Source organism: Streptomyces subrutilus (assembly GCF_001746425.1).
Lineage (GTDB): Bacteria > Actinomycetota > Actinomycetes > Streptomycetales > Streptomycetaceae > Streptomyces > Streptomyces subrutilus_A.
Window position 1 is genome coordinate 751,723 of sequence record NZ_MEHK01000001.1, and the last position, 21,132, is coordinate 772,854.

Here is a 21,132-nt window from a genome sequence, read left to right on the forward strand (position 1 = left end):
CTCCTGCCACTTCGGTGCGGCACACGGACCATCAGGGCCCCTCCGGGCCCCGGCACGGCGGCCCCGCGGGCGGCGGGCGGCGGGCGGCGGCCGGGCGCAGGAGCCGGCTCGGTCAGGCGTCGACCACGCGCAGGCGCGCGACGGTCGGGTCCACGGCGCCGCGTACGTGGCCGTGGGGTGCCGCCGCGGTGCGCTGGAGGAAGCGCACCGTCTCGGTCGTGATGACCTCGCCGGGCAGCACGTTGGGGATGCCCGGCGGGTACGCGGCCAGCGTGTCCGTCGATACCCGGCCCACGGCCTCGGCCGCGGGCACGACCCGGCCGGGGCTCATGAACGCCTCGCGCGGGGTGAGCACCGCCTCGCCGGGGGCCGGCAGCGAGAACCGCGGGCTGCCGTCGGCTGCGGCGGCGAGCGGGCGCGGGAGGGTGTGCAGCGCCTCGATGAACCTGTCGGTGTCCGGAGCGCTGCCCGCGCCGACGACCGCGACGATGGCGGAGTCGGTGGCCACCTCGACCATGATCTGGTGGTCGCGGAACAGGCGGCGGCGGGCTTCGTGGCCGCTGATCCCTCCGCTCCGTGTGTCGATGGCGACGCGCAGCGGGTCGGCGGCCACGATGTCCGGGAACCGTCCGAACCCGTCGCTGACCACTCCGTAGCGGCCGAGCCGACGCAGTACGCCGCGCAGCGTCTCGGCCGCGTCGAGGGAAGCGCAGATGCCGTCGTACCCGCACGCCAGGCCCCTGCGGGCGAGGTCGAGGGAGGCGAGCAGCAGCGCGCTCGCGCTGGTGGACTGCACGAGCCTGTGGGCGCGGTCGACCAGTGGCTCCAGCCGGTCGGCGAAGGGCCCGTGGCCCAGGTGCAGCATCGCGGACTGGGTGAGGCTGCCGGCCAGTTTGTGCGTGCTGGAGGTCACGAGGTCGGCGCCCTGGGCCAGGGCCCCGGAGGGCAGGCCGGGGTGGAAGCCGAAGTGGGACCCCCAGGCCTCGTCCACGATCAGCGGGAGCCCGTGCGCGTGCGCCGTGTCGGCGAGGGCCCGGACGTCGGCGACGGCACCGAAGTAGCTGGGCGAGACCACGTACACGGCCGCCGCGTCGGGATGTGCCTTGACCGCGTCGGCGACGGCTTCGGCCGTGACGCCGTGCGCGATGCCCTGTTCGGTGTCGAGGGACGGCTGTACGAAGGCGGCTTTCAGGCCGGAGAGCACCAGGCCGTCGATCACGCTGGAGTGCACGCTGCGCTGCACGACGAGGGTGCGCCCGAGCGTCGGCGCGATCAGGGAGGCGATCTGGTTGCCCTGGGAGGCCCCGTTGGTGAGGAACCAGGTGCGGCGGGCGCCCCAGGCCTCGGCCGCCAACTCGGCGGCCCGGTCCATCGGGGTGTCCTTGCCGAGGTCGAGCCCGTCGAGGAGGGGCGGGAAGTCCAGCCGGAGCAGGTCGGAGCCGAAGGTCTCCACCAGGGGGCTCTCGCCCTCGGCGGCGTGGCCGGGCACGTTGAGCCGGAGCCAGTCGCGGTCGGCGTGGGCGCGCAGCGCCTCCGCGTAGGGCGCGCGGTCCTGGCGCGTCCCGGTCGGGCGGGAGGGGGGTGCGAGGGCGAGGGGGCTGTTCACGCCGCTCAGTGTGGGGGCCGCCGAGGACTAAAGGAATGCTGTGTTCTTCTATGGACCTCCATACCCTGTCTATATGCTCGAGATCCGCCACCTCCACGTCCTGCGGGCCATCGCCCACGAGGGTTCGCTCGCCGGCGCGGCCCGGGCGCTGCACTACTCACAGCCGACGGTCACGCATCATCTGACCGTGCTGGAACGGCACTTCGATGCCGCGCTGGTGCACCGGGGCCCGCGGGGCGCCACGCTCACCGAGCTCGGCGAGACGCTGCTGCCGCACGCCGAGGCGGTGCTGTCACGGCTGCGCCTGGCCGAGCGGGAGGTCCGTGACCAGGCGGAACGCGGGACGCGCGCCCTGCACATCGGGACCTTCCCCACCGCCGGCGCGCTCCTCCTGCCGGGCGCGGTGCGGTCCCTGCACGAGCAGGGCGTCCACGTCTCCCTGGTGGAAGGCGAGCTGCCGGTGCTCCTGAACGGGCTGCGGTCGCGGGAGCTGCACGCAGCGCTGGTGTTCTCGCAGCCGGGCGACCGGCTCGACCTGGAGGACGAGTTCGAGGTGCACCCGCTGCTGACCGATCCGCTGCTGCTGGTCCTCCCGCAGGACCACCGGTGCGCCGCCCTGGAGCGGGTGCCGCTGGAGGAGCTGCGGGACGACAGCTGGGTGGGGGCCGCCGACCCCCGTGACCCCTGCGACCGCCTGCTGTCGTGGGCCTGCGCGCAGCACGGGTTCGAGCCGGTGCACGTGATGCGTACCGACGACTACGGCGTCGTGCAGGGCTTCGTGGCGGCCGGTACCGGGGTCTCGCTGGTGCCGCGGCTGGCGTTGGGGGCGCCGCGCGCCGATCTCGCCGTGCGGCCCCTGGAGGGCCCGCCCCTGGCCCGCGAGATCAGCGTAGCGGTCCTGCGTTCCACGACCGCGCGCAGCGCGCGGGACCTGGTCGGCTCCCTGAAGCGGCAGGCGGCCCGCGTCGTCGCGCGGTGGGACGAACAGCCGCCCGTCTGACCTCGGCGCCGCCGCGCCGGCTACCGGGGCTGGGTCGCGATCTGGATGAGGTTGCCGCAGGTGTCGTCGAAGACGGCGGTGGCGACGGGGCCCATGTCCAGGGGCTCCTGCGTGAAGCGGACGCCGAGGCCGCTCAGGCGCTCGTACTCCGCCCGCACGTCCTCGACGGCGAACTGCGCGAGCGGGATGCCGTCCTGGACGAGCGCGTCGCGGTAGGCCTTCGCGGCCGGGTGGCCGGTGGGCTCCAGGAGGAGTTCGGTGCCACCGGGCTCCTCGGGCGACACGACGGTCAGCCACCGGTCCGTCTCCCCCACCGGGACGTCGTGCTTTTTCACGAAGCCGAGCACCTCGGTGTAGAAGCGCAGGGCCTTGGCCTGGTCGTCCACGAAAACGCTGGTCAGGTGGATCTTCACGGGGAGCTCTCTTCCGGTTCGGGCGTATCGGGCACGGGCCAGCGCTCGGCGATCTGCCGCAGCGGGGCGGTGTTCAGGTCGTGGAACTTGCAGCGCCCCTCCCGCCGGGTCTCGACGAGCCCGGCGGCCTCCAGTACGGCCAGGTGCTGGGAGACCCCCTGGCGCGAGATGCCGAGCTGGTGCTTCACGCCCAGCCGCGAACAGATCTCGAACAGTGTCTGTCCTGACCTCTCCGCGAGCTCGTCGAGGATGGTGCGGCGGGTGGGGTCGGCCAGAGCTTTGAAGACGTCGTCGGGCACGGTCCCAGAATAGGCAACCACACACTTGCCTATCAAGTCGAGGCGCGCCGCGGCGCTGACGGCCGTGGATGTGGTGGTGCTGTGAAGGTCGGGTGGCCGCGAAGCACCTCTAAACGGAGATACCCGTCCAGACGGACCGTCCCGGCACCCGTCATGGCCCTTGGTTACTTCTGAGTCACCTTCAAGGTCAGGTAGCCTCCGGAACCGCTTGATCCGTTTCAGCGCCACCGCTCTGCCATGAGGACTCATGCTCACCATCTGCGACGCCCCCGTCACCGCTCTCCTGGCCACCGCGGAGACGCCATCCCGGACAAGGGAGGAGGAGCGCTGATCTTTTGAGATTCCGAATAGGCCGCTCAGGCCACACGTCCCACCTCCCCGTTCCGGAAGATCCGGCACCCGCTCCGCCCGGCCACGCCTTCGAGCCGGAGCGCGTCGCACCCGCGCCCGTCGAGCCGCCCCTGTCGGCCCATGAGATCGGCCTCGTCCGCGCCTCCGTCGCCGTGGTCGAGCCGCTCGCCGCGGACATGACGGTGTACTTCTACGCCATCCTCTTCGCCCGGTACCCCGAGGTCCGTCCGATGTTCCCGCCGGGGATGGACGCCCAGCGCGGCCGTCTGCTGCGCGCCCTGCTGCGCATCGTGGACCTGGTCGACGACCCGGAGAGCCTGGTCCGCTTCTGTGGGCACCTGGGGCGCGACCACCGCAAGTTCGGAACGCTCAGCGCGCACTTCCCGGCCGTCGGCGAGTGCCTGCTGGCCTCCCTCGCCCGCTACGCCGGCCCCGCGTGGACCGCGGAGATCGCCGCCGCCTGGACGAAGGCGTACGGCGTGGTCGCCCAGGTCATGATCGACGCGGCCGCGCAGGACGAGGCGCTGCGGCCCGCCGTGTGGCCCGCCACCATCGTGCACCGCGTGTCGCGGGGGAACGGGATCGCCGAGATCACCGTGCGCCCGCACATGCCCTACGCCTACGCCGCCGGACAGTACGTGAGCGTCGAGACCCCCTGGCTGCCGAAGCACTGGCGCTACTACTCCCCCGCGAACGCGCCCCGCGAGGACGGAACCCTCACCTTTCACGTGCGGGCGGTCGCCGGCGGCTCGGTCAGCGGCGCCCTGGTACACCGGGCGACGGTGGGTGACGTGGTCCAGCTGGGCGCCCCGATGGGCGACATGGTGCTGGACGCCGCCGTCCACCGCGACCTGCTCTGCGTGGCCGGCGGCACCGGCCTCGCTCCGATCCGCGCGCTCGTCGAGGAGGTCGCCCGCCGCGGCGGACGCCACCAGGTGGACCTCTTCCTCGGCGCCCGCACCGGCGCCGAGCTGTACGGGGTGGACGACATGCTGCGGATGGCCCAGCGCCACCACTGGTTGTCCATCAGGGGCGCGGTCTCCCACGAGTACGTCCCCGGCATCCGGGGGTCGTTGCCGCAGGTGCTGGCCGAGTACGGGCCGTGGTACCAGCACGACGTGTACCTCAGCGGCCCGGCCCAGATGGTGGTCTCCGCCAACGAGACGCTCACCCAGGGCGGCACCCTGCCCGAACGCATCCACTACGACCCGTTCGAGACGCCCGTCCTGTCCATGCCCTGACGCACCCGCTCGCCCGTCCTGCCAGGAGAACACCCCGTGACCTCGTCCCCGCCGCCCTTCGGATCCGCAGGTGAACACCGGCTGCAGCAGCAGCTGGGCACCGTCGAGCGCGCCGCCCGGTTCTACGATCAGCAGGTGCGCCCCTGCCTCACGTCCGAGATGCGGGAGTTCATCGGCCGCCAGTCGATGATGTTCCTGGCCACCGCCGACGCGCACGGGGAGTGCGATGCCAGTTTCCGGGCGGGGCCGCCGGGGTTCGTCCACGTGATCGACGACCGCACGCTCGCGTACCCCGAGTTCCGCGGGAACGGTGTGCTCGCCAGCGCCGGGAACATGACGGAGAACCCCCATCTCGGCATGCTGTTCGTGGACTTCACCCACCACCACGTGGGCCTCCACGTCAACGGCGTGGCCCGGCTCTACACCGACATGGGCCTGCGTTCGCTCCATCCGGGCCTGCCGGTCGACGTGGCGCCGGGGCGCACGCCCGAGCTGTGGGTCCAGCTGAGCGTCGAAGAGGCCTACATCCACTGCTCGAAGTACATACCCCACCTGGAGCCGGCCCCGCGCCCCGGCAGCCATGACGCCGCGCGCCCCAAGGACGCGAACTACTTCACCGGCCTGGAGCCGACGCCGGGCGCCCCCCGCCGGTAGGTGCCCGCTACCCGGGGAGGCGGAAGCCGTTGAACAGGTCGTCCATGCCGCGCAGGGCCAGCCGGCCAGGGGTGGCGCGGACCGCGAGGTCGCGGGCCGCCACCGCGAGCGGGTGGCGGGCGGCGCCCAGGCGTCCGACGCGGCGGGCGCGGAGCCGGACGGCGTCCGTACGGTCGCGGCGGGCCGCGGTGTACGCGGCGAGGGCGGCCAGGACGCGGTCGGCGGCGCCTGTCCCGCCTCCCGCGTCTCCCGTGTCCCCGGCGGGGAGGAGGTGGGCGAGGACCACCGCGTCCTCGATGGCCTGGCAGCCGCCCTGGCCGAGGTTCGGGGCCATGGCGTGGGCGGCGTCGCCGAGCCAGGCGATCCGGCCGTGGTGCAGACGCGGGAGCGGGGCGGCCAGGTCGTAGAGGTCGTTGCAGAGGAGGTCGCCGGCGTCGAGGCGGTCGATACGGTCCAGCAGGGCCGGAATCGGGTCGTGCCAGGCGCGGAAGCGGCGGCGGAGTTCGGCGCGGGGGTCGGCCGACCGGGTGCCGGCCGGGACGACCGCGGTGGCGTAGAGGTAGAACCGGCCGTCGGACAGCGGGGTCACGCCGAACCGCTCCCCCCTCCCCCAGGTCTCGCTCATGGTCGCGATCCGGAGGTCCGGCGCGTCCACCATGGTCCGCCAGGCCATCTCGCCGAGGTAGTGCAGGCCGGGGTGGGCGGGGAAGTACGCCTGGCGCAGCGGGCTGTGGATGCCGTCCGCGGCGACGACCAGATCGGCGGGAAGGCTCGGGCCCGCTGCCGTACGGACGCTCGCGCGGCCCGCGGCATCGTCGACACCGGTCACGGTGGTGCCGTAGCGAAGGGCCTCCGGCGGCAGGGCGGCGGCGAGGGCCGCGGTGAAGGCCGGCCGCGGGACGGCGATCGGGGCCACGCCGTACCGGGCGGCCATGTCCGCGGTCTCGGCGCGGGTGAGCCACAGGCCGTCGGAGCGGCGTACGCCCATGGTGGCGGGTACGGCGCTGCCGGCGGCGCGGGCCAGGTCGACGCCGATGTGGTCGAGGGCGCGCAGGGCGTTGGGCGCGAGGCCGATGCCGGCGCCGGTGGTCGGCGGTTCGGGGGCGCGTTCGCACACGGTGACGTGCCAGCCGCGGCGGTGCAGTGCGATGGCTGCCGTCAGGCCGCCGATCCCGGCCCCGGCCACCACTGCGTGACGCTTCGGCATGGCACACCACTCCCCTTCGGTCCGCGCGCCCCGTACGGCCGCACACCCCGACTCTACATCTGTAGAGTCAGGGTGTGTCGACCGCTTCCGGTCCGCGGGCCGGCCAGGCGGCGCGGCAGAGCGCTTCGGGGCCCAGACGCGCCGCCAGAGCCCGGCCGTGGGCGGCGGCGCCCGCGGGGTCCGAGCCCCGCGGCCACCCGCGCCAGGTCGCGTACGGCGCCGGAGAGGAAGACGGCGATCGCAAGCAGCTGTCCCGGTCGAGGCCGGAACGGTGAAGGGGGCTCAGGAGCGCCTCGAACAGGCCAGTTCGCACCGGCGACGGCGACCGGCGCCCGCACGATCCGAACACCCTAGGATGCCGGGAGGACGGGGTCGTAGCGCAGAGGTCGACGCGCGCGGTCTCCACCATCGCGAGGACGCCGGTTCGACTCCGGCCGGCCCCGTCCCGGCACGCCCGATCACCCCGAAGTGGCCGGGAGCCCCGACGGGTCGTCTCCGAGGCGGCCCGTCACGACCAGGCCTCCGTCGGGGGTGCGCCGGGCGAGGGCGCCGGTGCGGAAGTAGCCGTCGGGCGTGTAGGAGCGTGCGTTGTGCTCGGGCGCGCGGTAGTAGCCGCGCGGGGTGTGCGGACCGCGGGCGAGCAGTTCGCCGGACTCCCCCTCGGGTACGTCCCTGCCGTCGGTGCCGACGATGCGGATCTCGTCGTCGGGCGAGAGCGGGCGGCCCTGGGTGATGAGCACGGTCTCCTCCGGGTCGGCGGGCCGGGTGAGGGCCAGTACGCCCTCGGGCATGCCGAAGACCTGCTGCAGGCGACAGCCCCATGCACGGGCCAGGCGTTCGGCGGCCTGCCGGTCCAGGGCCGCGTCGCCGCCGAACTGCACGAGGCGCAGACTGCTCACGTCGGCCGGGGCCGCGCAAAGCGCGCCGAGCCAGAGCCGGGCGACGGCGGGCACCACCGATGTGACGGTGACCCGCTCGCGCGCGATGACCGCGAGGCAAGCGGCGGGTTCCGAGCCCTCGGCCAGGACGACGGTGCCGCCGGCCGAGAGGGTGCCGACGATACCGGGGCTGCCGAAGGCGAAGTCGGACTCGGCGGGCAGCGCGGCGAGATACACGTCGCTCTCGGTGAGGGACACCAGCTCGGCAGCGGCCCGCGCCTGGTAGGCGTAGTCGTTGTGGGTGCGCGGGACGAGCCGGGGCGCCGTGGCGGCGGCGCCGGAGCACAGGAAGAACGCCACCTGGTCCGCGCTCAGCGCGAGCGGCGGCTCGGGCGCGGCGTCGATGGAGCCCAGCGGGCTGTACTGACAGCCCGCGGGGTCGGTGGTGAGGCCGCCGTACGGGGAGGCGGTGCCGGGCGCGTCCAGGGTGAACACCCGCCGCAGGAAGGGGCCTTGTGCGGCGATGTCCGCCGCCATCGCCGTGTGGTCGTAACCCGCGCGCACCGAGGGGCCGACGTAGCCGACGGCCTGGGTGAGCCGCACGAGGTGCGAGACCTCGGGCGCGCGGTAGGCGACCGGGCAGAGCACGGGGACCGCGCCGGCGCGCATCAGCGCGAATACGGTGGTGACGAACTCGGGTACGTTCGGCAGCTGGACGACGACCCGCTGCCCGGGCCGCAGGCCGCGCAGCCGGAAGCCGGCGGCCATGCGGTCCGCGCGCCGGTTCAGGGCCGCGTACGTGAGGCGGGTGCCGCCGTGCACGAGGGCGGTCCGCGGTCCGTACTGCAGGGCCCAGCCGCGCAGCAGGTTGTCCAGGGTGTTGCCGCGCCAGTGCCCGGCCGACCAGTAGCGGTCGACGTACTCCCGGGGCCAGGGCGTGCAGCCGTCGAGCATGGTGGTCATTGACTTCCCCCGCGTCTTGATCTTGGCAATCCAAAACCGCGCGCCGCGGCGCGCGCAAGGCGCGTTCCCGACCATGGCGGCCGGATCCCGTCGGCGGAAAGCCCAACGGCCGCCGCCGACCAGGAGGAATGGCCGCCCCGGCACCCGCCGAAAAATAGTAGCCATGGACATAGTAGCCATGTAATCTATCCGCCATGAGCAAGGGTTCACCGGGTCCCACGCCCGGCTTCCTGGTATGGCGGCTCGCCAACAAATGGCGGGTCGCGGTCGATCGCGCGGTGGCTCCGCTGGGCCTCACCCACGCGCAGTACTCGCTGGTCTCGTCGCTGTACGGGATGCAGCGCGCCGGCGACCGGCCCAGCCAGCGCCGACTCGCCGACCACACCGGCCTGGAGGCGCTGTACGTCTCGAAGCTGGCGCGCGCCCTGGAGTCGGCCGGCCTGATCGAGCGCACCCGCGATCCCCGCGACCCGCGCGCCGTGCAGCTCGCCCTCACCGAGCAGGGCCAGGCCGTCACGCGGCAGGCCGTCGCGGTGGTCCAGGAGCTGCTCGGCCGGCTCCTGGAACCGCTCGGCGGCCCCGACGCCCCGCGGACACGCGCGTTCACCGAAGAGCTGACGACCCTGCTCGACGCACCTCTCGCTCCACCCGTACCCGACGACGAGAGCAATCAGGGGACCCCGCCATGACCACCACCGCGTCCACCACCGCACCGCTCGCCGACGCCCGCACCCTCGGCCTGGCCCACTACGCCGCGCGCGGCGTCCTGGAACGCGTCCTGGCCCGGCACGGCATCACGTTCCAGCAGCAGATCGTCCTGCGCGCGGCCGTCACCGCCGAGGCCCCGCCGACGCCCGACGATCTCGTCGCCCAGGTCCACGACTCCCTCAAGGCCGATCCGGCCGACATCCGCACCACCCTCGACGAACTGCTGGCCGAGCGGCTGCTCGTCGCGGACGGCGCCCGCCTTCGCGCCACGGACGCCGGACGCGACCGGCTCGCCGCCGTCGCCGCCGAATCCGCCCCCCTCTCCGCCCGCGTCTGGGGCGGGATACCGACCGAGGACCTGGCCGCCGCCGGCCGCGTCCTCGCCCTGGTCACCGAGCGCGCCAACGCGGAACTCGCGGCGCTGACCAGTTGATGCGCCGGCCGCCGTAGGCCTGGCTCCCCCGGGACGCCGCGCCAACGGCGGCGGGCCGGTTTCCTGGTGAGGCCTCAGCCCAGGTAGTCGGCGACCAGGTCGGCGAAGGCCTCCGGGGTGAGGACCGTGACGCCCAGTTCCGCGGCCTTGAGGGCCTTGGAGCTCGGTTTGCCGGCCGCGGACGGCGCCGAGACCAGGTAGGCGGTCCTGGAGTTGACGCTGCTGCCCGCCTTGCCTCCGGCCCGCTCGATCAGGGCGTTCATCTCGGAACGGCCCAGGTCCGCCAGCGGGCCGCTCATCCTGCCGGTGACGACGACGGTGGCGTTCGCCAGCGGGCCGTCGCCGGCCGGCTGCGCCTCCTGGGGTTCCTGCATGTTGACCCCGGCCGCGGCCAGCTTGTCGATGACCGGAGCCAGGGCTGCGACCTGCTCGACGATGACCGGAGCCTTCTCCCCGCCAATGCCCTCGACCTCCTGCATCAGCGCGGCGTCGGCCTGCCGGATGGCGTCCATGCTGCCGAAGTGCGCGGCGATGCGGCGGGACATGCTGCGCCCGGTGCCGAGGACGCCCAGGGCGCAGAAGACACGGCTGAGCGGACGGGACTTGGCGGCCCCGATCTGCTCGGCCAGCTTCGCTCCCCGCTTCGCACTGCCGGAGGCGGCGGTGAGCTGGTCCTCGGTGAGGGTGAACAGGTCGGCGACGTCCGTGACGGCGCCGGCCTCGATCAGGGCGTTGACGTACGTCCTGCCCAGGCCGTCGATGTCGAGCATGTCGCGTCCGGCGGCGTACTCGATCAGTGCCGGCAGGGCGCAGGCGGTCCCCTTCGCGCAACGCCAGCGCTCCTGGTCCTTGTTGATCTCCCCCGCGCAGTGCGGGCATGCCGTGGGCAGCGGCACCTCCCGCGCGCCCGCCGGGCGCAGGGCGGTGACGGGGGCCTGCACGCGGGGGATGATGTCGCCCGCCTTGTAGACGGTGACGGTGTCGCCGAGGTGGAGGTCGCGGCGGCGGATGTCGGCCGGGTTGTGGAGGGTGGCCCGGGTGACCGTGGAACCGTCGATGTCCACCGGTTCGAGGATGGCCGTCGGAGCGAGCACTCCCGTACGGCCCACGTCCCAGACCACGTCCTTGAGCACGGTCTGCCGCTCGACGGCCGGGAGTTTGTAGGCGATCGCCCAGTACGGGAACCTGCTGCCGGACCCAGCCGCGGCCTGCTCGGCCGCGTCGTTGGCCTTGACGACGACCCCGTCGATGCCGAACGGCAGGGCGGCGCGCATCGCGGCCGTCTCCTCGACCTTTTGCTGCGCCTCGGCGAGGGTGGCGACCACGTGCAGGCCGGCGGGTGTATCGGCCGTGGTCCGCACCCCGGCCTCGGCGACGGCGGCCAGGGCCTCGGCGTGGGTGGCGCCGGCGGGCACGAACGCGACGCCGTCGAGCTCGACCGCGCCGTACGCCCAGAACGTCATCGCGAGCCGGTAGGGCCGGTCCTTCGCGCGCAGGGTTCCCGCCGTGCCGTTGCGCGGATTGGCGAAGACCTGCGCGCCGTGGGCGGCGCGGACCTCGTTCGCGGTCTCGAACTGCGCCTGGGTGAACAGGACCTCGCCGCGCACTTCGAAGGTGGCCGGTACGGGCAGCCGCTCGGGCAGGCCCTCGACGGTGCCGATGACGTGGCTGACGTCCTCTCCGTGGGCGCCGTCGCCGCGGGTGATGATCTGCTCGAGCCGCCCGGCGCGGTAGCGGGCGGCCACGGCCGCACCGTCCATCTTCGGCTCGACGGCGAACCCGCCGGCGGGCGCCCGTCCCAGGCGGCGCTGGAGCGAGGCCCCCCAGGCGAGGAGCCCGGCCGGGTCGAAGACGTTGTCCAGGCTGAGCAGCCGGGTGGTGTGCGCGATGTCGCCCGCCGGGGCGGCGCCGTCCCCGACCAGGCCGGTCGGGGACTCCGGGGCGGCTTCGTCCGGGTGCGCCTGCTCCCAGGCCAGCACGGCGAGCCGCAGCCGGTCGTAGGCGGCGTCGTCCACGGGGCTGTCGCCTTCGCCGTAGTACGCCCGCGAAAGCTCGCGCAGGCGGGCGAGGGCGGCCTCGTAGTCATCGCGGCCGGACAGGACGGACAACGCCTCGACGGCGGGGGTGATCTTCATGAACATGATCCTCGCCTACGGGTCTGACAACGACTCCCGGTGACGGTGACGGTGGTGTGCCGGACACCGAGGCGCGGACCGGTGCGGCTCGGCCACGCGAGCCAAAAAAAGTTCGGCCGGCGATGTCGAGAACGCGTGACCGGCTCCGTCCCCGGTAGGAACGCGACCACAATGGGCCGCACCACACCGAGGAGATCGTCATGGCCAAGTACCTCCTGCTGAAGCACTACCGCGGCGCTCCGGCCGCGGTCAACGACGTGCCGATGGACCAGTGGAGCCCCGAGGAGATCTCGGCACACGTGCAGTACATGAACGACTTCGCGGCCCGGCTGGAGACGACGGGCGAGTTCGTCGACGGCCAGGCGCTCGCCCCCGGGGGAGCGTGGGTCCGCTACGACGGTGAGGGGCGCCCGCCGGTCACCGACGGACCGTTCGCGGAGACCAAGGACCTCATCGCCGGCTGGATGATCATCGACGTCGACAGCTACGAGCGCGCCGTCGAGCTGGCCGGGGAGCTGTCGGCCGCCCCCGGGGCGGGCGGCAAGCCGATCCACGAGTGGCTCGAGGTGCGCCCCTTCCTGTCCGCGCCGCCCACCATCACGGAGTGACGTCACCGATGGACGAGGTCCTGCTCAGGAGCCTCACACCGGGCGTGCTCGCCGTCCTCGTCCGCCGCGGAGCCGACTTCGCGGCGGCCGAGGACGCCGTGCAGGACGCGCTCGTGGAAGCGGTCCGCGTCTGGCCGGCCGGGCCGCCACGGGACCCGAAGGGCTGGCTGGTCACCGTGGCCTGGCGGCGGTTCCTCGACGCGACCCGGGCGGACGCGGCCCGGCGGCGTCGTGAGGTCGGCGTGGAGGAGGAGCCGGCGCCGGGGCCCGCCGCCGCGGCGGACGACACGCTCCAGCTCTACTTCCTGTGCGCCCACCCTTCGCTGTCGCCGTCGTCGGCGGTCGCGCTCACGCTGCGCGCCGTCGGCGGGCTCACCACCCGCCAGATCGCCCGGGCCTACCTGGTGCCCGAGGCGACGATGGCGCAGCGGATCAGCCGGGCGAAGCGCACCGTCTCCGGCGTGCGCTTCGACCGGCCCGGCAATGTCGCCACCGTGCTGCGCGTCCTCTACCTGGTCTTCAACGAGGGCTACTCCGGCGACGTGGACCTCTCGGCGGAGGCCATCCGGCTCACCCGGCAGCTCGCGGCGGCGATCGACCACCCCGAGGTGGCGGGGCTGCTGGCCCTCATGCTGATCCACCACGCCCGGCGCGCCGGCCGTACCGCGCCCGACGGTGGCCTGGTGCCGCTCGCCGAGCAGGACCGCGGCCGGTGGGACACCGCGTCGATCGCCGAGGGGATCGCGATCCTGCAGGCGGCCCTCGCCCGCGACCGGCTGGGCGAGTTCCAGGCGCAGGCCGCCATCGCGGCCCTGCACGCCGACGCGCCCACGGCCGAGGAGACCGACTGGGTGCAGATCGTCGAGTGGTACGACGAGCTCGCGCGGCTGACCGACAGCCCGGTCGTGCGGCTCAACCGGGCGGTGGCCGTCGGTGAGGCCGACGGACCGCGCGCCGGCCTGGCCGCGCTCGCCGCGCTGGACGATTCCCTGCCCCGGTACACCGCGGTGGCGGCCTACCTGCACGAGCGGGACGGCGACCTGGCGACGGCCGCAGGGCTCTACGCCGAGGCGGCGCGCAAGGCGTCCGACCTCGCCGAGCGCGACCACCTGACGCGCCAGGCCGCCCGGCTCAACGCCCACCACCGGAGCCGCTGACCGGGGGGCATGGGGCGGCCCGCCTGGCGTGACGGGAACAGTGGTGTCAGCGGCAGCTGCCGAGGAGCCCCGGGAGGGCGTCATGCCGTACGAGGAACCCCGTCCGCACGCCGTGGTGCGCCGCGCGGACCGTCCCGGTGCCCTGGGCTGGGCCCTGCGGGCGCCCGGCGAGGCCCACGACGCGCGGTTCGGCTGGAACACCGACGTCGAGCCGCCGGCGGCCGGGACCGTCACCGGCTACGGCGCCGGTCACGACCTCGTCGGCCAGAACCGGACCCCGGGCCTGCACGCCGCCGACGGGGGGCGCTGAATGCGGGCGGGCGCAGAGCCGCGGCGTCCGGTGTTCGACGCCCACCTGCACATCGTCGACCCGCGCTTCCCCCTGACCCAGAACCAGGGCTACCTGCCGCCCGCCTTCACGGTGGCCCGGTACCGCGAGCGCGTCGCCGGACTCGGCATCGGCGGCGGGGCGGTGGTGTCCGGCTCCTTCCAGGGCTTCGACCAGGCCTACCTGCGCGCGGCGCTGGCCGCGCTGGGCCCCGGCTACGCCGGGGTCACCCAGGTACCGGCCACGGTGACGGACGAGGAGATCGGCGGCCTCGACGCGGCCGGCGTACGGGCGGTCCGCTTCAACGTCCGCCGCGGCGGCTCGGCCACCCTCGACCAGCTCGACCGCCTCGCCCGGCGCGTCCACGAGGTCGCCGGCTGGCACACCGAGCTCTACGTCGACGCGCGCGACCTGCCCGACCTGGCCGCGACCCTGGCGGCCCTGCCCGCCGTGAGCGTGGACCACCTCGGTCTGCACCGCGACGGGCTTCCCCACCTGTTGGACCTGGTCGAGCGGGGCGTGAAGGTCAAGGCCACCGGATTCGGGCGCGTCGACCTCGACCCCGCAACGGCCATGGCCGCCATCGTGCGGGCCGATCCCGCGGCGCTGATGTTCGGCACCGACCTGCCCTCCACCCGCGCCCGCCGGCCGTTCTCCGACGACGACCTCGCCCTCGTCGCCGAAGCCGTCGGCGGGGAACACCTCGACGCGGTGCTGTGGGACAACGCCGCCGCGTTCTACCGCATCGACCCGCGGCGCCCGCACGTTCCCGACCTGCGAGAACCGCCGGGTCCGGGGAGGCCGTAGGGTCTGCCCCGTGCAGCGACTCGAGATATCCGATCTGATCACGGCGGTGGATCCGCACAGCGGCCGCCGGCTCCCGGTCCGGCGCGCCGAGGCCGTCCGGCTGCTCCGCGAGAGCGGTGACGAGCGCGCGGCCGGGATCGTCGCCGGGCTGCCCGCGGACGAGGACGGCGTGCTAGACCCCCGCGCCGTGGACCGCCTGCTCATCAGCGTCCACACCGAGCTCCAGCGCCTGAGCGAGGAGCTGCGGATGGGCGAACGCCTCGTCCACCTGCTCGGCCCGCTCTTCACCGCGATCCGCGAGACGAGCGGGCAGCCCGGGCCGTACCGGCTGGTCGACGTCGGGTGCGGGCTGGGATACCTGGTCCGCTGGCTGGCGGCCACCGACGCCCTCGGCGCGGACGTCGAACTGGTCGGCGTCGACCTCGATGCCGCGCTGGTCGGGGAGGCGGGCCGGCTCGCCCGCGCGGAGGGCCTCGACTGCCGCTTCGTCCACGGCAACGCCTTCGACCTGCCGGAGGCGGCGACCGTCTACGTCTCCACGGGGGTGCTGCACCACTTCCGCGGCCCCGCCCTGGCCGAGTTCTTCCGCGCCCAGGCCGCCTCGCCGGCGCTCGCCTTCTGCCACTTCGACATCGCCGCGACCGGCCTCGCGCCGATCGGCGCCTGGGTGTTCCACCGCGCCCGGATGCGCCACCCGCTCGGCCGCCACGACGGCGTCGTCTCCGCGCGGCGCGCGCACAGCGACGGGACCCTGCTGCGCGCCGCCGCGGTACCGGGTATCCGGCCGCTGCTGTACGAGCCGCGCGGCGCGGTGAACCCGTTCTGCACCACACTGCGCCCGGTCCTCGGGGTCCGCCCGCACTTGGAGGCGCCGCTGCGCCGGGCCCTCGGGCGGGCCGCCCGCCGTCTGGTCGGCCCCGAGCACCTCGCCGAGGCCGTCCGATGAGGCTCGCCGTACTGCTCGTGCTCCTCGGCCTGGTCGACGCGGCGTTCAGCGGTTTCCGCGCCTACGCCGGCCGCGACGCCCGCATCCGCAAACACCGGGCCACCGCCCGGGCCGCGCTGCGCGGGCTGGGCGTCGGGGCCGTCGTCCTGCTCGCCCCCGTGCTCACCGGCGCCCTCGTCCTGCTGACGGCATCCGACCCGGCCCGGACCTACGACGCGCTGACCGCGGGAGCCCTCGGCTACCTGCTCCCGCTGGCCGTCTACGCCACCGCCGTGCTGCTCTCGCTCGGCGCCTACTTCGTCCTGCCGTTCCGCGCCAGCACCCTCGCGATGGTCGTCGGCCTCGGCCCGCTGACCCTGCTGCGCCCGCTCGCCGTCGCCGCCGCCTGCCTGGGCGCGCTCGTCAACGGCGGCGGGCCGGCGCTGCTGGTGGGCACGATCGCCGGCGCCGCCGTCCTGTGCGTGGAACCCGCGGTGCACCGGCGCTGGTACCAGCAGGTGCGGTGACACCCGCGGGGGCGAGCCAGAGCCGCCGGCAGGCACCCGGCGGCGCGGCGTACGACATGTGGCATTCGCTCCCCCTTGCCACAATGGCTACCTGACCCCGGAGTCGGCGCCCACGACCCCGTACACCCCGCGCCATGCGGGCCATGTGGCAGGGGCTGCGCGACAGCATCGGTACCGACGTCTCCCAGGTGACACCGGACCGTCCCCGGGGATGCTCACCGCGTGGGGTTGGAGTCCGGCGCGGCGGTGAGCCCGGCGCCGGCAGAGGGTCGGACGGGGAAGAAGGGAAGGAAGGCGCCATGCCCACTGAGGGACCGGGACAGCAGCCCACGACCGAACTCGATGCCCGCTACAGCTCCGCGCTCCATCCGCGTCCGGGCGCGGCGGACGTCACCGCCACCGGGTGGGACGAGGCCCTGCGGCAACTGGAGGCCGCCGAGATCTTCTGGGTGTCCACGGTGCGGCCCGACGGCCGGCTGCACGTCACGCCCGTGATCGCCGCCTGGCACGACGGGGTGCTGTACTTCTCCACCGGCCCGGCGGAGCAGAAGGCGCGGAACCTCGCGCACGACGGGCACTGCGCGCTGACCACCGGGCGGAACTCGCTCGCCGAGGGCCTCGACCTCGTGGTCGAGGGCACGGCGCGGCGGGTCGCCGATCCGGTGGTGCTGGAGGAGGTGATCACGGCGTTCGAGACGAAGTACGGGCCGCACATCACCTCGCCCGAGGGCACCTTCCACGGGATGGGGGACGCGTTCCGCACGGGAGAAGACGCGGTGTTCGCCGTGGCCCCGGCCACCGCGTACGGCTTCGGCCGGGACGACGGGGTGTACACGCACACGCGGTGGACCTTCTGAAGGACGCGGCCCCCGGCGGGCCGCCGAAGAGACAGAACCTAGCCGCCGACGCGGGCGACCAGGAGGGCGATGTCGTCGTCGGCCGCCGCCGGGACGAGGTGGGTGATCAGGGAGTCGCACACGTGGTCCAACTGCCGCTGGGGATCCGCGAGCAGCCGCGTCAGTTCGGCCAGCCGCTCGTCGATGTCGCGGCCGCGGGCCTCGATCAGTCCGTCGGTGTAGAGCACCAGGAGGCTGCCGGGCGGAACCTCGATCTCGGTGGGGGTGAAGGCGACTTCCCCGACCCCCAGCGGCACGCCGGGCGGTGTGTCCAGGAGGTGGACCGTGCCGTCGGGGAGCGCGAGGGCGGGCGGCGGGTGTCCGGCCCGGGTGACCGTGCAGTGCCCGGTCGCCGGGTCGCAGACGATGTACAGGAAGGACGCCAGCATCGGTTCGGCCAGGTCGGCGAGGGTGGATTCCAGATGGTGCAGCAGGCGCACGGGTGAGAGGTCGAGGCGTGCGAGGGCCCGTACGGAGGCGGACAGCCGGCCCATGACGGCGGCCGCGGCGATGCCGTGCCCCATGACGTCGCCGATGAGCAGCCCCGCCTTCCCGCCGGCCAGGGACAGGACGTCGTACCAGTCCCCGCCGACCTCGTTGACGTCGCTCGCGGGCAGGTACCGGTGGGCCACGGCGATGCCCGGCGGCGGGGTGATGTGCTGGGGGAGCATGCTGCGCTGGAGGATGACCGCGGTCTCGTGCTCGCGGTGGTAGAGCCGGGCGTTGTCGATGCTGAGTGCGGCGCGGGCCGTGAGCTCACCGGCGAGGGTGACGTCTTCGGCGCCGAAGGGTCCCACCGGGCGGGTGCGGTAGAAGGTCGCGACGCCGAGCACCGACTCCCTTGCCACGAGGGGCGCCATGATGACGGAGTGCACGCCCACCGAGACCAGGTGGGCGGCCCCGGACGCGTGCCGGGTGGCGGGCGCGGCGGCCTCCTCGCCGAGGCGGGCGATCAGGTACGGCTGCCGGGCCGCGAGGGCCTGGGTGTAGGGCGCGACGGTGGGGAAGATGAGCGTACGGCCGAGGGGATCGAGGATGTCGGTCACCTCGGATCCGGACAGGGGTGCCTTGCCCAGCCGCCGCAGGGCGACGCCGCCGGTCAGCCCCATGCCGGGGTCGTCCCCGCGTGCCAGGGCGTCCAGGACGTCCACGGTGACGGCGTCGGCCAGCCGCGGCACGGCGAGATCGGCGAGTTCCTGCGCGGTGCGCTCCAGGTCGAGGCTGGATCCGACCCGCATGCTGGCCTCGCTGAGCATGGCCAGTCTGCGCCGTCCCGCTTCGGCCTCCACGTGGTCGCGCTGCTGCTCGGTGATGTCGACGAGCGAGGCGATGACGCCGATCGGCATCCGCGCGGGGTCCTCCACCCGGACGTAGGAACACGACCACACACGGTCGTGGTCCGGTTCGGACGGCGTCCGGCCCACCCGGCGGCGGTCCAGGACGGGGTGCCCGGTCTCCAGGACCTGGCGCATGGCGTCCTCCATCTCCTGGGCGTTCACCTCGGGGAGGATCTGGGCCAGGCGCCGGCCCACGTGCGCCGATTCCGGCAGGCCGTTCATTGCTTCCAGTGCTGCGTTGACCTGTAGGAACCGCAGCTGGGTGTCGAGAATGGCGATGCCGACCGGGGAACGGGCGAACAGCCCGTCCCACACCGCCGACGAGCCCCGGATGCGCCGTGCCGCATGGGCGTCCGCCGCGAAGACGAGCACCGTGGCCGTGCCGTGCCCGCGGTCGGAGACCGGAGCCGCCCAGATCTCCACCTCCAGGGGGTGCCCGTCGCGGTGCCAGGCGGTCACCGTGCCCATCACGCCCCGCCCCATGGCCGCGGCCTCCCACAGGGAGCGGCCCAGACTGCGGTCGGCTCCCGGATGGAGCAGGTCCGCGATGTTGCGGCCCAGCATCTGCTGCGGGGCGTGGCCCAGCAGTTCCTGGGCGAGCTGGTTCCAGCGCACGATCGTGCCGTCGGCGCTGGTGGCCACGAGCGCGACCGGCAGCGCGCCCAGCCATCCGCCCGCGGCCTGCGCGGCGCTGCTGATCAGGTCGTGCACCGGGTTGTGCTCGTTCATCTGCCACCCGCATCCGACGCCGCGGTGTCCTCGCCCTGCGTTCCGCGGCCGCAGTCAGGCCCCGAGTCGCTCACGCGGACCGTCCGGGAGCCGTGCTCCCGTTCCATCGTCTGCCGGTCGGCGTGCGGCCGCCTGCTGGTCGGCCTCGCCCACACCCTGCCGCCTCCCCGTCACCTAGGGTCACCGCGGCGGTCCGGGCGCTGGTCCGATCCGGGGATCCGGGGCCCGCGCCGGTGTCGGGCCGAGCGGTTCAGGGGACCCGTGAAGGGTTGTTTTCAGCCCAGGGAACGAGGGACGGTTGTGGCCAAGGCTTATCTGGTGGGCAGTGGGATCGCCTCGCTCGCGGCGGCGGCGTTCCTGATCCGGGACGGCGGGTTCGCCGGGAGCGACATCGTGATCCTGGAGGAGCAGGACCGGGAGGGCGGGAGCCTGGACGCGGCGGGTTCGCCCGACACCGGCTACACCATGCGCGGCGGGCGCATGTTCGAGATCCACTTCGACTGCACCTACGACCTGCTCTCCTCCATCCCCTCGCTGGACGACCCGGGCACGTCGGTCACCGAGGACACCTTCGCGTTCCACGAGGACTTCGCCTGGGAGGACCGGGCCCGCCTGGTCGACGGGCACGGGAACATCATCGACGCGCACTCGATGACCTTCACCGAGCGCGACCGTCTCGAGCTCGTGAAGTGTGTGGCCACACCCGAGGCGCTGTTGAACGGCAAACGCATCTCCGACCTGTTCCACGAGGAGTTCTTCTCCACGAACTTCTGGGCGATGTGGTGCACCACCTTCGCGTTCGAGCCCTGGCACAGCGCGATCGAGTTCCGCCGCTACCTCAACCGCTTCGTCCACCTGTTCAAGACCTTCGACACCATGTCGGGGATCTACCGGACCCGGTTCAACCAGTTCGACTCGATCGTGCGGCCCCTGCTGGCCTGGCTCACCGGCCAGGGCGTCACCGTCGAGCTGGGCACGCGCGTGACCGACCTGCGCCTGGCCGACGGCGACGCGCTGACGGTGGAGGCGCTGGCCTGGGAGCGCGGCGGGAAGGGCGGGGAGACGGCCGTCGGCCCGGAGGACCTGGTGCTGGTGACCAACGGCTCGATGACCGCGAACTCCACCCTGGGCTCCACCGACACCGTCCCCGCGCTGGACACCACCTCGTCCAGCGGTGCCTGGCAGCTGTGGGAGACCCTGGCGGCGAAGCGGCCGAAAGCCGGTCTGGGCGACCCGAAGGTGTTCAACTCCTCGCCCCAGGACTCCACCTGGGAGTCGTTCACGGTCACCACCAAGGACCCGCTCTTCTTCAAACTGATGGAGGAGTTCAGCGGCAGCGAGGCGGGCAAGGGCGGCCTGATCACCTTCAAGGAGTCCAGCTGGCTGCTGACCATCGTGCTGAACCACCAGCCGCACTTCCGCGAGCAGCCCGAGGACACGTTCGTGTGGTGGGGCTACGCCCTGTTCCCCGACAAGCAGGGCGACTACGTCGGCAAGCCCATGTCCGCGTGCACGGGCCGCGAGATCCTCGACGAGGTGCTCCAGCACCTGCCCTTCGCCGAGCGGCAGCGGATCCTGGACGGATCCGTCGTGATCCCCGCGAGGATGCCCTACATCACCAGCCAGTTCCTGGTCCGCAAGAGCGGCGACCGGCCCCAGGTCGTCCCCGCGGGCTCCACCAACCTCGCGTTCATCGGCCAGTACGCCGAGGTGCCCGACGACGTGGTCTTCACCGTCGAGTACTCCGTGCGCACCGCCTGGACCGCGGTGTCCCAGTTGCTGCGCCTCGACAAGAAGCCCCCGCCCGTCTACAAGGGCGGGCACGACCCGCGGGTCCTCGTCGAGGCGCTGGAGACCCTGCACCGGCACTGACCGGCGGCGGCGCCCGGACGGCGCTCGCTGTCAGGCGGATCCGCCGTCGAGGCCGTGG

General features: G+C 73.7%; 20 protein-coding genes and 1 tRNA gene. 14 read left to right on the forward strand and 7 right to left on the reverse strand.

Annotated elements, in window-relative coordinates; all coding sequences use genetic code 11:
• Positions 1-112 precede the first annotated feature (112 nt).
• Entirely contained in the window at positions 113-1,606 is a 1,494-nt protein-coding gene (locus BGK67_RS04375) for an aminotransferase class I/II-fold pyridoxal phosphate-dependent enzyme (protein ID WP_069918650.1), read from the reverse strand.
• Positions 1,607-1,679: 73 nt separating this feature from the next.
• On the opposite strand from BGK67_RS04375, the gene BGK67_RS04380 reads away from it, so the two are divergent.
• Positions 1,680-2,606, forward strand: a complete 927-nt coding sequence (locus BGK67_RS04380) for a LysR family transcriptional regulator (RefSeq protein WP_069918651.1) — start codon at positions 1,680-1,682, stop codon at positions 2,604-2,606.
• 20 nt (positions 2,607-2,626) lie between these two features.
• Here BGK67_RS04380 and BGK67_RS04385 read toward each other — a convergent pair whose 3' ends face one another.
• The gene (locus BGK67_RS04385; RefSeq protein ID WP_069918652.1) at positions 2,627-3,019 is read right to left on the reverse strand and encodes a VOC family protein; all 393 of its coding nucleotides are present in this window, start codon (positions 3,017-3,019) and stop codon (positions 2,627-2,629) included.
• Positions 3,016-3,318 carry an ArsR/SmtB family transcription factor gene (locus BGK67_RS04390; protein WP_069918653.1) on the reverse strand — a complete coding sequence of 101 codons (303 nt, stop codon included), beginning with the start codon at positions 3,316-3,318 and terminating at the stop codon, positions 3,016-3,018. The genes BGK67_RS04385 and BGK67_RS04390 overlap by 4 nt, the downstream gene beginning before the upstream one ends.
• Positions 3,319-3,653: 335 nt before the next feature.
• Between BGK67_RS04390 and BGK67_RS04395 the strand changes: the two genes are divergently transcribed.
• Complete coding sequence (locus tag BGK67_RS04395; RefSeq protein ID WP_079154007.1) at positions 3,654-4,910, forward strand: globin domain-containing protein; 1,257 nt, start codon at positions 3,654-3,656, stop codon at positions 4,908-4,910.
• A gap of 36 nt (positions 4,911-4,946) precedes the next feature.
• The gene (locus BGK67_RS04400) at positions 4,947-5,564 is read left to right on the forward strand and encodes a pyridoxamine 5'-phosphate oxidase family protein (RefSeq protein ID WP_069918654.1); all 618 of its coding nucleotides are present in this window, start codon (positions 4,947-4,949) and stop codon (positions 5,562-5,564) included.
• A 7-nt stretch (positions 5,565-5,571) separates the two neighbouring features.
• Here the strand turns inward: BGK67_RS04400 and BGK67_RS04405 are convergent, their stop codons facing one another.
• The gene (locus BGK67_RS04405; RefSeq protein WP_069918655.1) at positions 5,572-6,771 is read right to left on the reverse strand and encodes an FAD-dependent oxidoreductase; all 1,200 of its coding nucleotides are present in this window, start codon (positions 6,769-6,771) and stop codon (positions 5,572-5,574) included.
• 368 nt (positions 6,772-7,139) lie between these two features.
• Here BGK67_RS04405 and BGK67_RS04410 point away from each other — a divergent pair.
• A tRNA-Trp gene (locus BGK67_RS04410) sits at positions 7,140-7,214 on the forward strand.
• A gap of 15 nt (positions 7,215-7,229) precedes the next feature.
• Here BGK67_RS04410 and BGK67_RS04415 read toward each other — a convergent pair.
• The gene (locus tag BGK67_RS04415; RefSeq protein ID WP_069918656.1) at positions 7,230-8,612 is read right to left on the reverse strand and encodes a (2,3-dihydroxybenzoyl)adenylate synthase; all 1,383 of its coding nucleotides are present in this window, start codon (positions 8,610-8,612) and stop codon (positions 7,230-7,232) included.
• Between the two features lie 194 nt (positions 8,613-8,806).
• On the opposite strand from BGK67_RS04415, the gene BGK67_RS04420 reads away from it, so the two are divergent.
• Together BGK67_RS04420 and BGK67_RS04425 are read left to right on the forward strand one after the other, a co-directional pair.
• Complete coding sequence (locus BGK67_RS04420; RefSeq protein WP_069918657.1) at positions 8,807-9,301, forward strand: MarR family winged helix-turn-helix transcriptional regulator; 495 nt, start codon at positions 8,807-8,809, stop codon at positions 9,299-9,301.
• Positions 9,298-9,753: a hypothetical protein gene (locus BGK67_RS04425; protein WP_069918658.1), complete on the forward strand. Its 456-nt coding sequence runs from the start codon at positions 9,298-9,300 to the stop codon at positions 9,751-9,753. Before BGK67_RS04420 ends, BGK67_RS04425 begins: the two co-directional genes overlap by 4 nt.
• Positions 9,754-9,827: 74 nt before the next feature.
• On the opposite strand, the gene ligA is transcribed toward BGK67_RS04425, so the two are convergent.
• On the reverse strand, positions 9,828-11,888 hold the full coding sequence (gene ligA / locus BGK67_RS04430; RefSeq protein WP_069923625.1) for an NAD-dependent DNA ligase LigA: 2,061 nt from the start codon (positions 11,886-11,888) through the stop codon (positions 9,828-9,830).
• A gap of 200 nt (positions 11,889-12,088) precedes the next feature.
• Between ligA and BGK67_RS04435 the strand changes: the two genes are divergently transcribed.
• The 7 genes from BGK67_RS04435 to BGK67_RS04465 all read left to right on the forward strand — a co-directional run bounded on the left by BGK67_RS04435 (position 12,089) and on the right by BGK67_RS04465 (position 17,097).
• Positions 12,089-12,496: a YciI family protein gene (locus BGK67_RS04435; protein WP_069918659.1), complete on the forward strand. Its 408-nt coding sequence runs from the start codon at positions 12,089-12,091 to the stop codon at positions 12,494-12,496.
• Positions 12,497-12,504: 8 nt separating this feature from the next.
• Positions 12,505-13,653: an RNA polymerase sigma factor gene (locus tag BGK67_RS04440; protein WP_069918660.1), complete on the forward strand. Its 1,149-nt coding sequence runs from the start codon at positions 12,505-12,507 to the stop codon at positions 13,651-13,653.
• Between the two features lie 43 nt (positions 13,654-13,696).
• Entirely contained in the window at positions 13,697-13,963 is a 267-nt protein-coding gene (locus tag BGK67_RS39860) for a hypothetical protein (protein ID WP_244291144.1), read from the forward strand.
• Positions 13,964-14,788, forward strand: coding sequence for an amidohydrolase family protein (locus tag BGK67_RS04450; protein ID WP_069918662.1), 825 nt, complete (start codon positions 13,964-13,966; stop codon positions 14,786-14,788).
• A 10-nt stretch (positions 14,789-14,798) separates the two neighbouring features.
• Positions 14,799-15,734, forward strand: a complete 936-nt coding sequence (locus BGK67_RS04455; protein WP_069918663.1) for a class I SAM-dependent methyltransferase — start codon at positions 14,799-14,801, stop codon at positions 15,732-15,734.
• The gene (locus BGK67_RS04460) at positions 15,731-16,240 is read left to right on the forward strand and encodes a hypothetical protein (RefSeq protein ID WP_069918664.1); all 510 of its coding nucleotides are present in this window, start codon (positions 15,731-15,733) and stop codon (positions 16,238-16,240) included. The genes BGK67_RS04455 and BGK67_RS04460 overlap by 4 nt, the downstream gene beginning before the upstream one ends.
• A gap of 299 nt (positions 16,241-16,539) precedes the next feature.
• Positions 16,540-17,097 (forward strand): pyridoxamine 5'-phosphate oxidase family protein, encoded by a 558-nt coding sequence (locus BGK67_RS04465; RefSeq protein ID WP_069918665.1) that lies wholly within the window; start codon positions 16,540-16,542, stop codon positions 17,095-17,097.
• A 38-nt stretch (positions 17,098-17,135) separates the two neighbouring features.
• Here BGK67_RS04465 and BGK67_RS04470 read toward each other — a convergent pair whose 3' ends face one another.
• A complete protein-coding gene (locus tag BGK67_RS04470) occupies positions 17,136-19,202 on the reverse strand; it encodes a SpoIIE family protein phosphatase (protein WP_069918666.1) in 2,067 nt (688 codons plus the stop codon).
• 300 nt (positions 19,203-19,502) lie between these two features.
• Here BGK67_RS04470 and BGK67_RS04475 point away from each other — a divergent pair, with 300 nt between their 5' ends.
• Entirely contained in the window at positions 19,503-21,074 is a 1,572-nt protein-coding gene (locus tag BGK67_RS04475; RefSeq protein ID WP_069918667.1) for an oleate hydratase, read from the forward strand.
• The last annotated feature ends 58 nt before the right edge of the window (positions 21,075-21,132 follow it).

Excerpts from the sequence above, each read along its gene's own strand:
- BGK67_RS04380 (WP_069918651.1), top strand. The coding sequence starts at position 1,680 with ATGCTCGAGATCCGCCACCTCCACGTCCTGCGGGCCATCGCCCACGAG.
- BGK67_RS04405 (WP_069918655.1), bottom strand. The coding sequence starts at position 6,771 with ATGCCGAAGCGTCACGCAGTGGTGGCCGGGGCCGGGATCGGCGGCCTG.
- BGK67_RS04415 (WP_069918656.1), bottom strand. The coding sequence starts at position 8,612 with ATGACCACCATGCTCGACGGCTGCACGCCCTGGCCCCGGGAGTACGTC.
- BGK67_RS04420 (WP_069918657.1), top strand. The coding sequence starts at position 8,807 with ATGAGCAAGGGTTCACCGGGTCCCACGCCCGGCTTCCTGGTATGGCGG.
- BGK67_RS04425 (WP_069918658.1), top strand. The coding sequence starts at position 9,298 with ATGACCACCACCGCGTCCACCACCGCACCGCTCGCCGACGCCCGCACC.
- ligA (WP_069923625.1), bottom strand. The coding sequence starts at position 11,888 with ATGAAGATCACCCCCGCCGTCGAGGCGTTGTCCGTCCTGTCCGGCCGC.
- BGK67_RS04435 (WP_069918659.1), top strand. The coding sequence starts at position 12,089 with ATGGCCAAGTACCTCCTGCTGAAGCACTACCGCGGCGCTCCGGCCGCG.
- BGK67_RS04440 (WP_069918660.1), top strand. The coding sequence starts at position 12,505 with ATGGACGAGGTCCTGCTCAGGAGCCTCACACCGGGCGTGCTCGCCGTC.
- BGK67_RS04450 (WP_069918662.1), top strand. The coding sequence starts at position 13,964 with ATGCGGGCGGGCGCAGAGCCGCGGCGTCCGGTGTTCGACGCCCACCTG.
- BGK67_RS04460 (WP_069918664.1), top strand. The coding sequence starts at position 15,731 with ATGAGGCTCGCCGTACTGCTCGTGCTCCTCGGCCTGGTCGACGCGGCG.
- BGK67_RS04465 (WP_069918665.1), top strand. The coding sequence starts at position 16,540 with ATGCCCACTGAGGGACCGGGACAGCAGCCCACGACCGAACTCGATGCC.
- BGK67_RS04470 (WP_069918666.1), bottom strand. The coding sequence starts at position 19,202 with ATGAACGAGCACAACCCGGTGCACGACCTGATCAGCAGCGCCGCGCAG.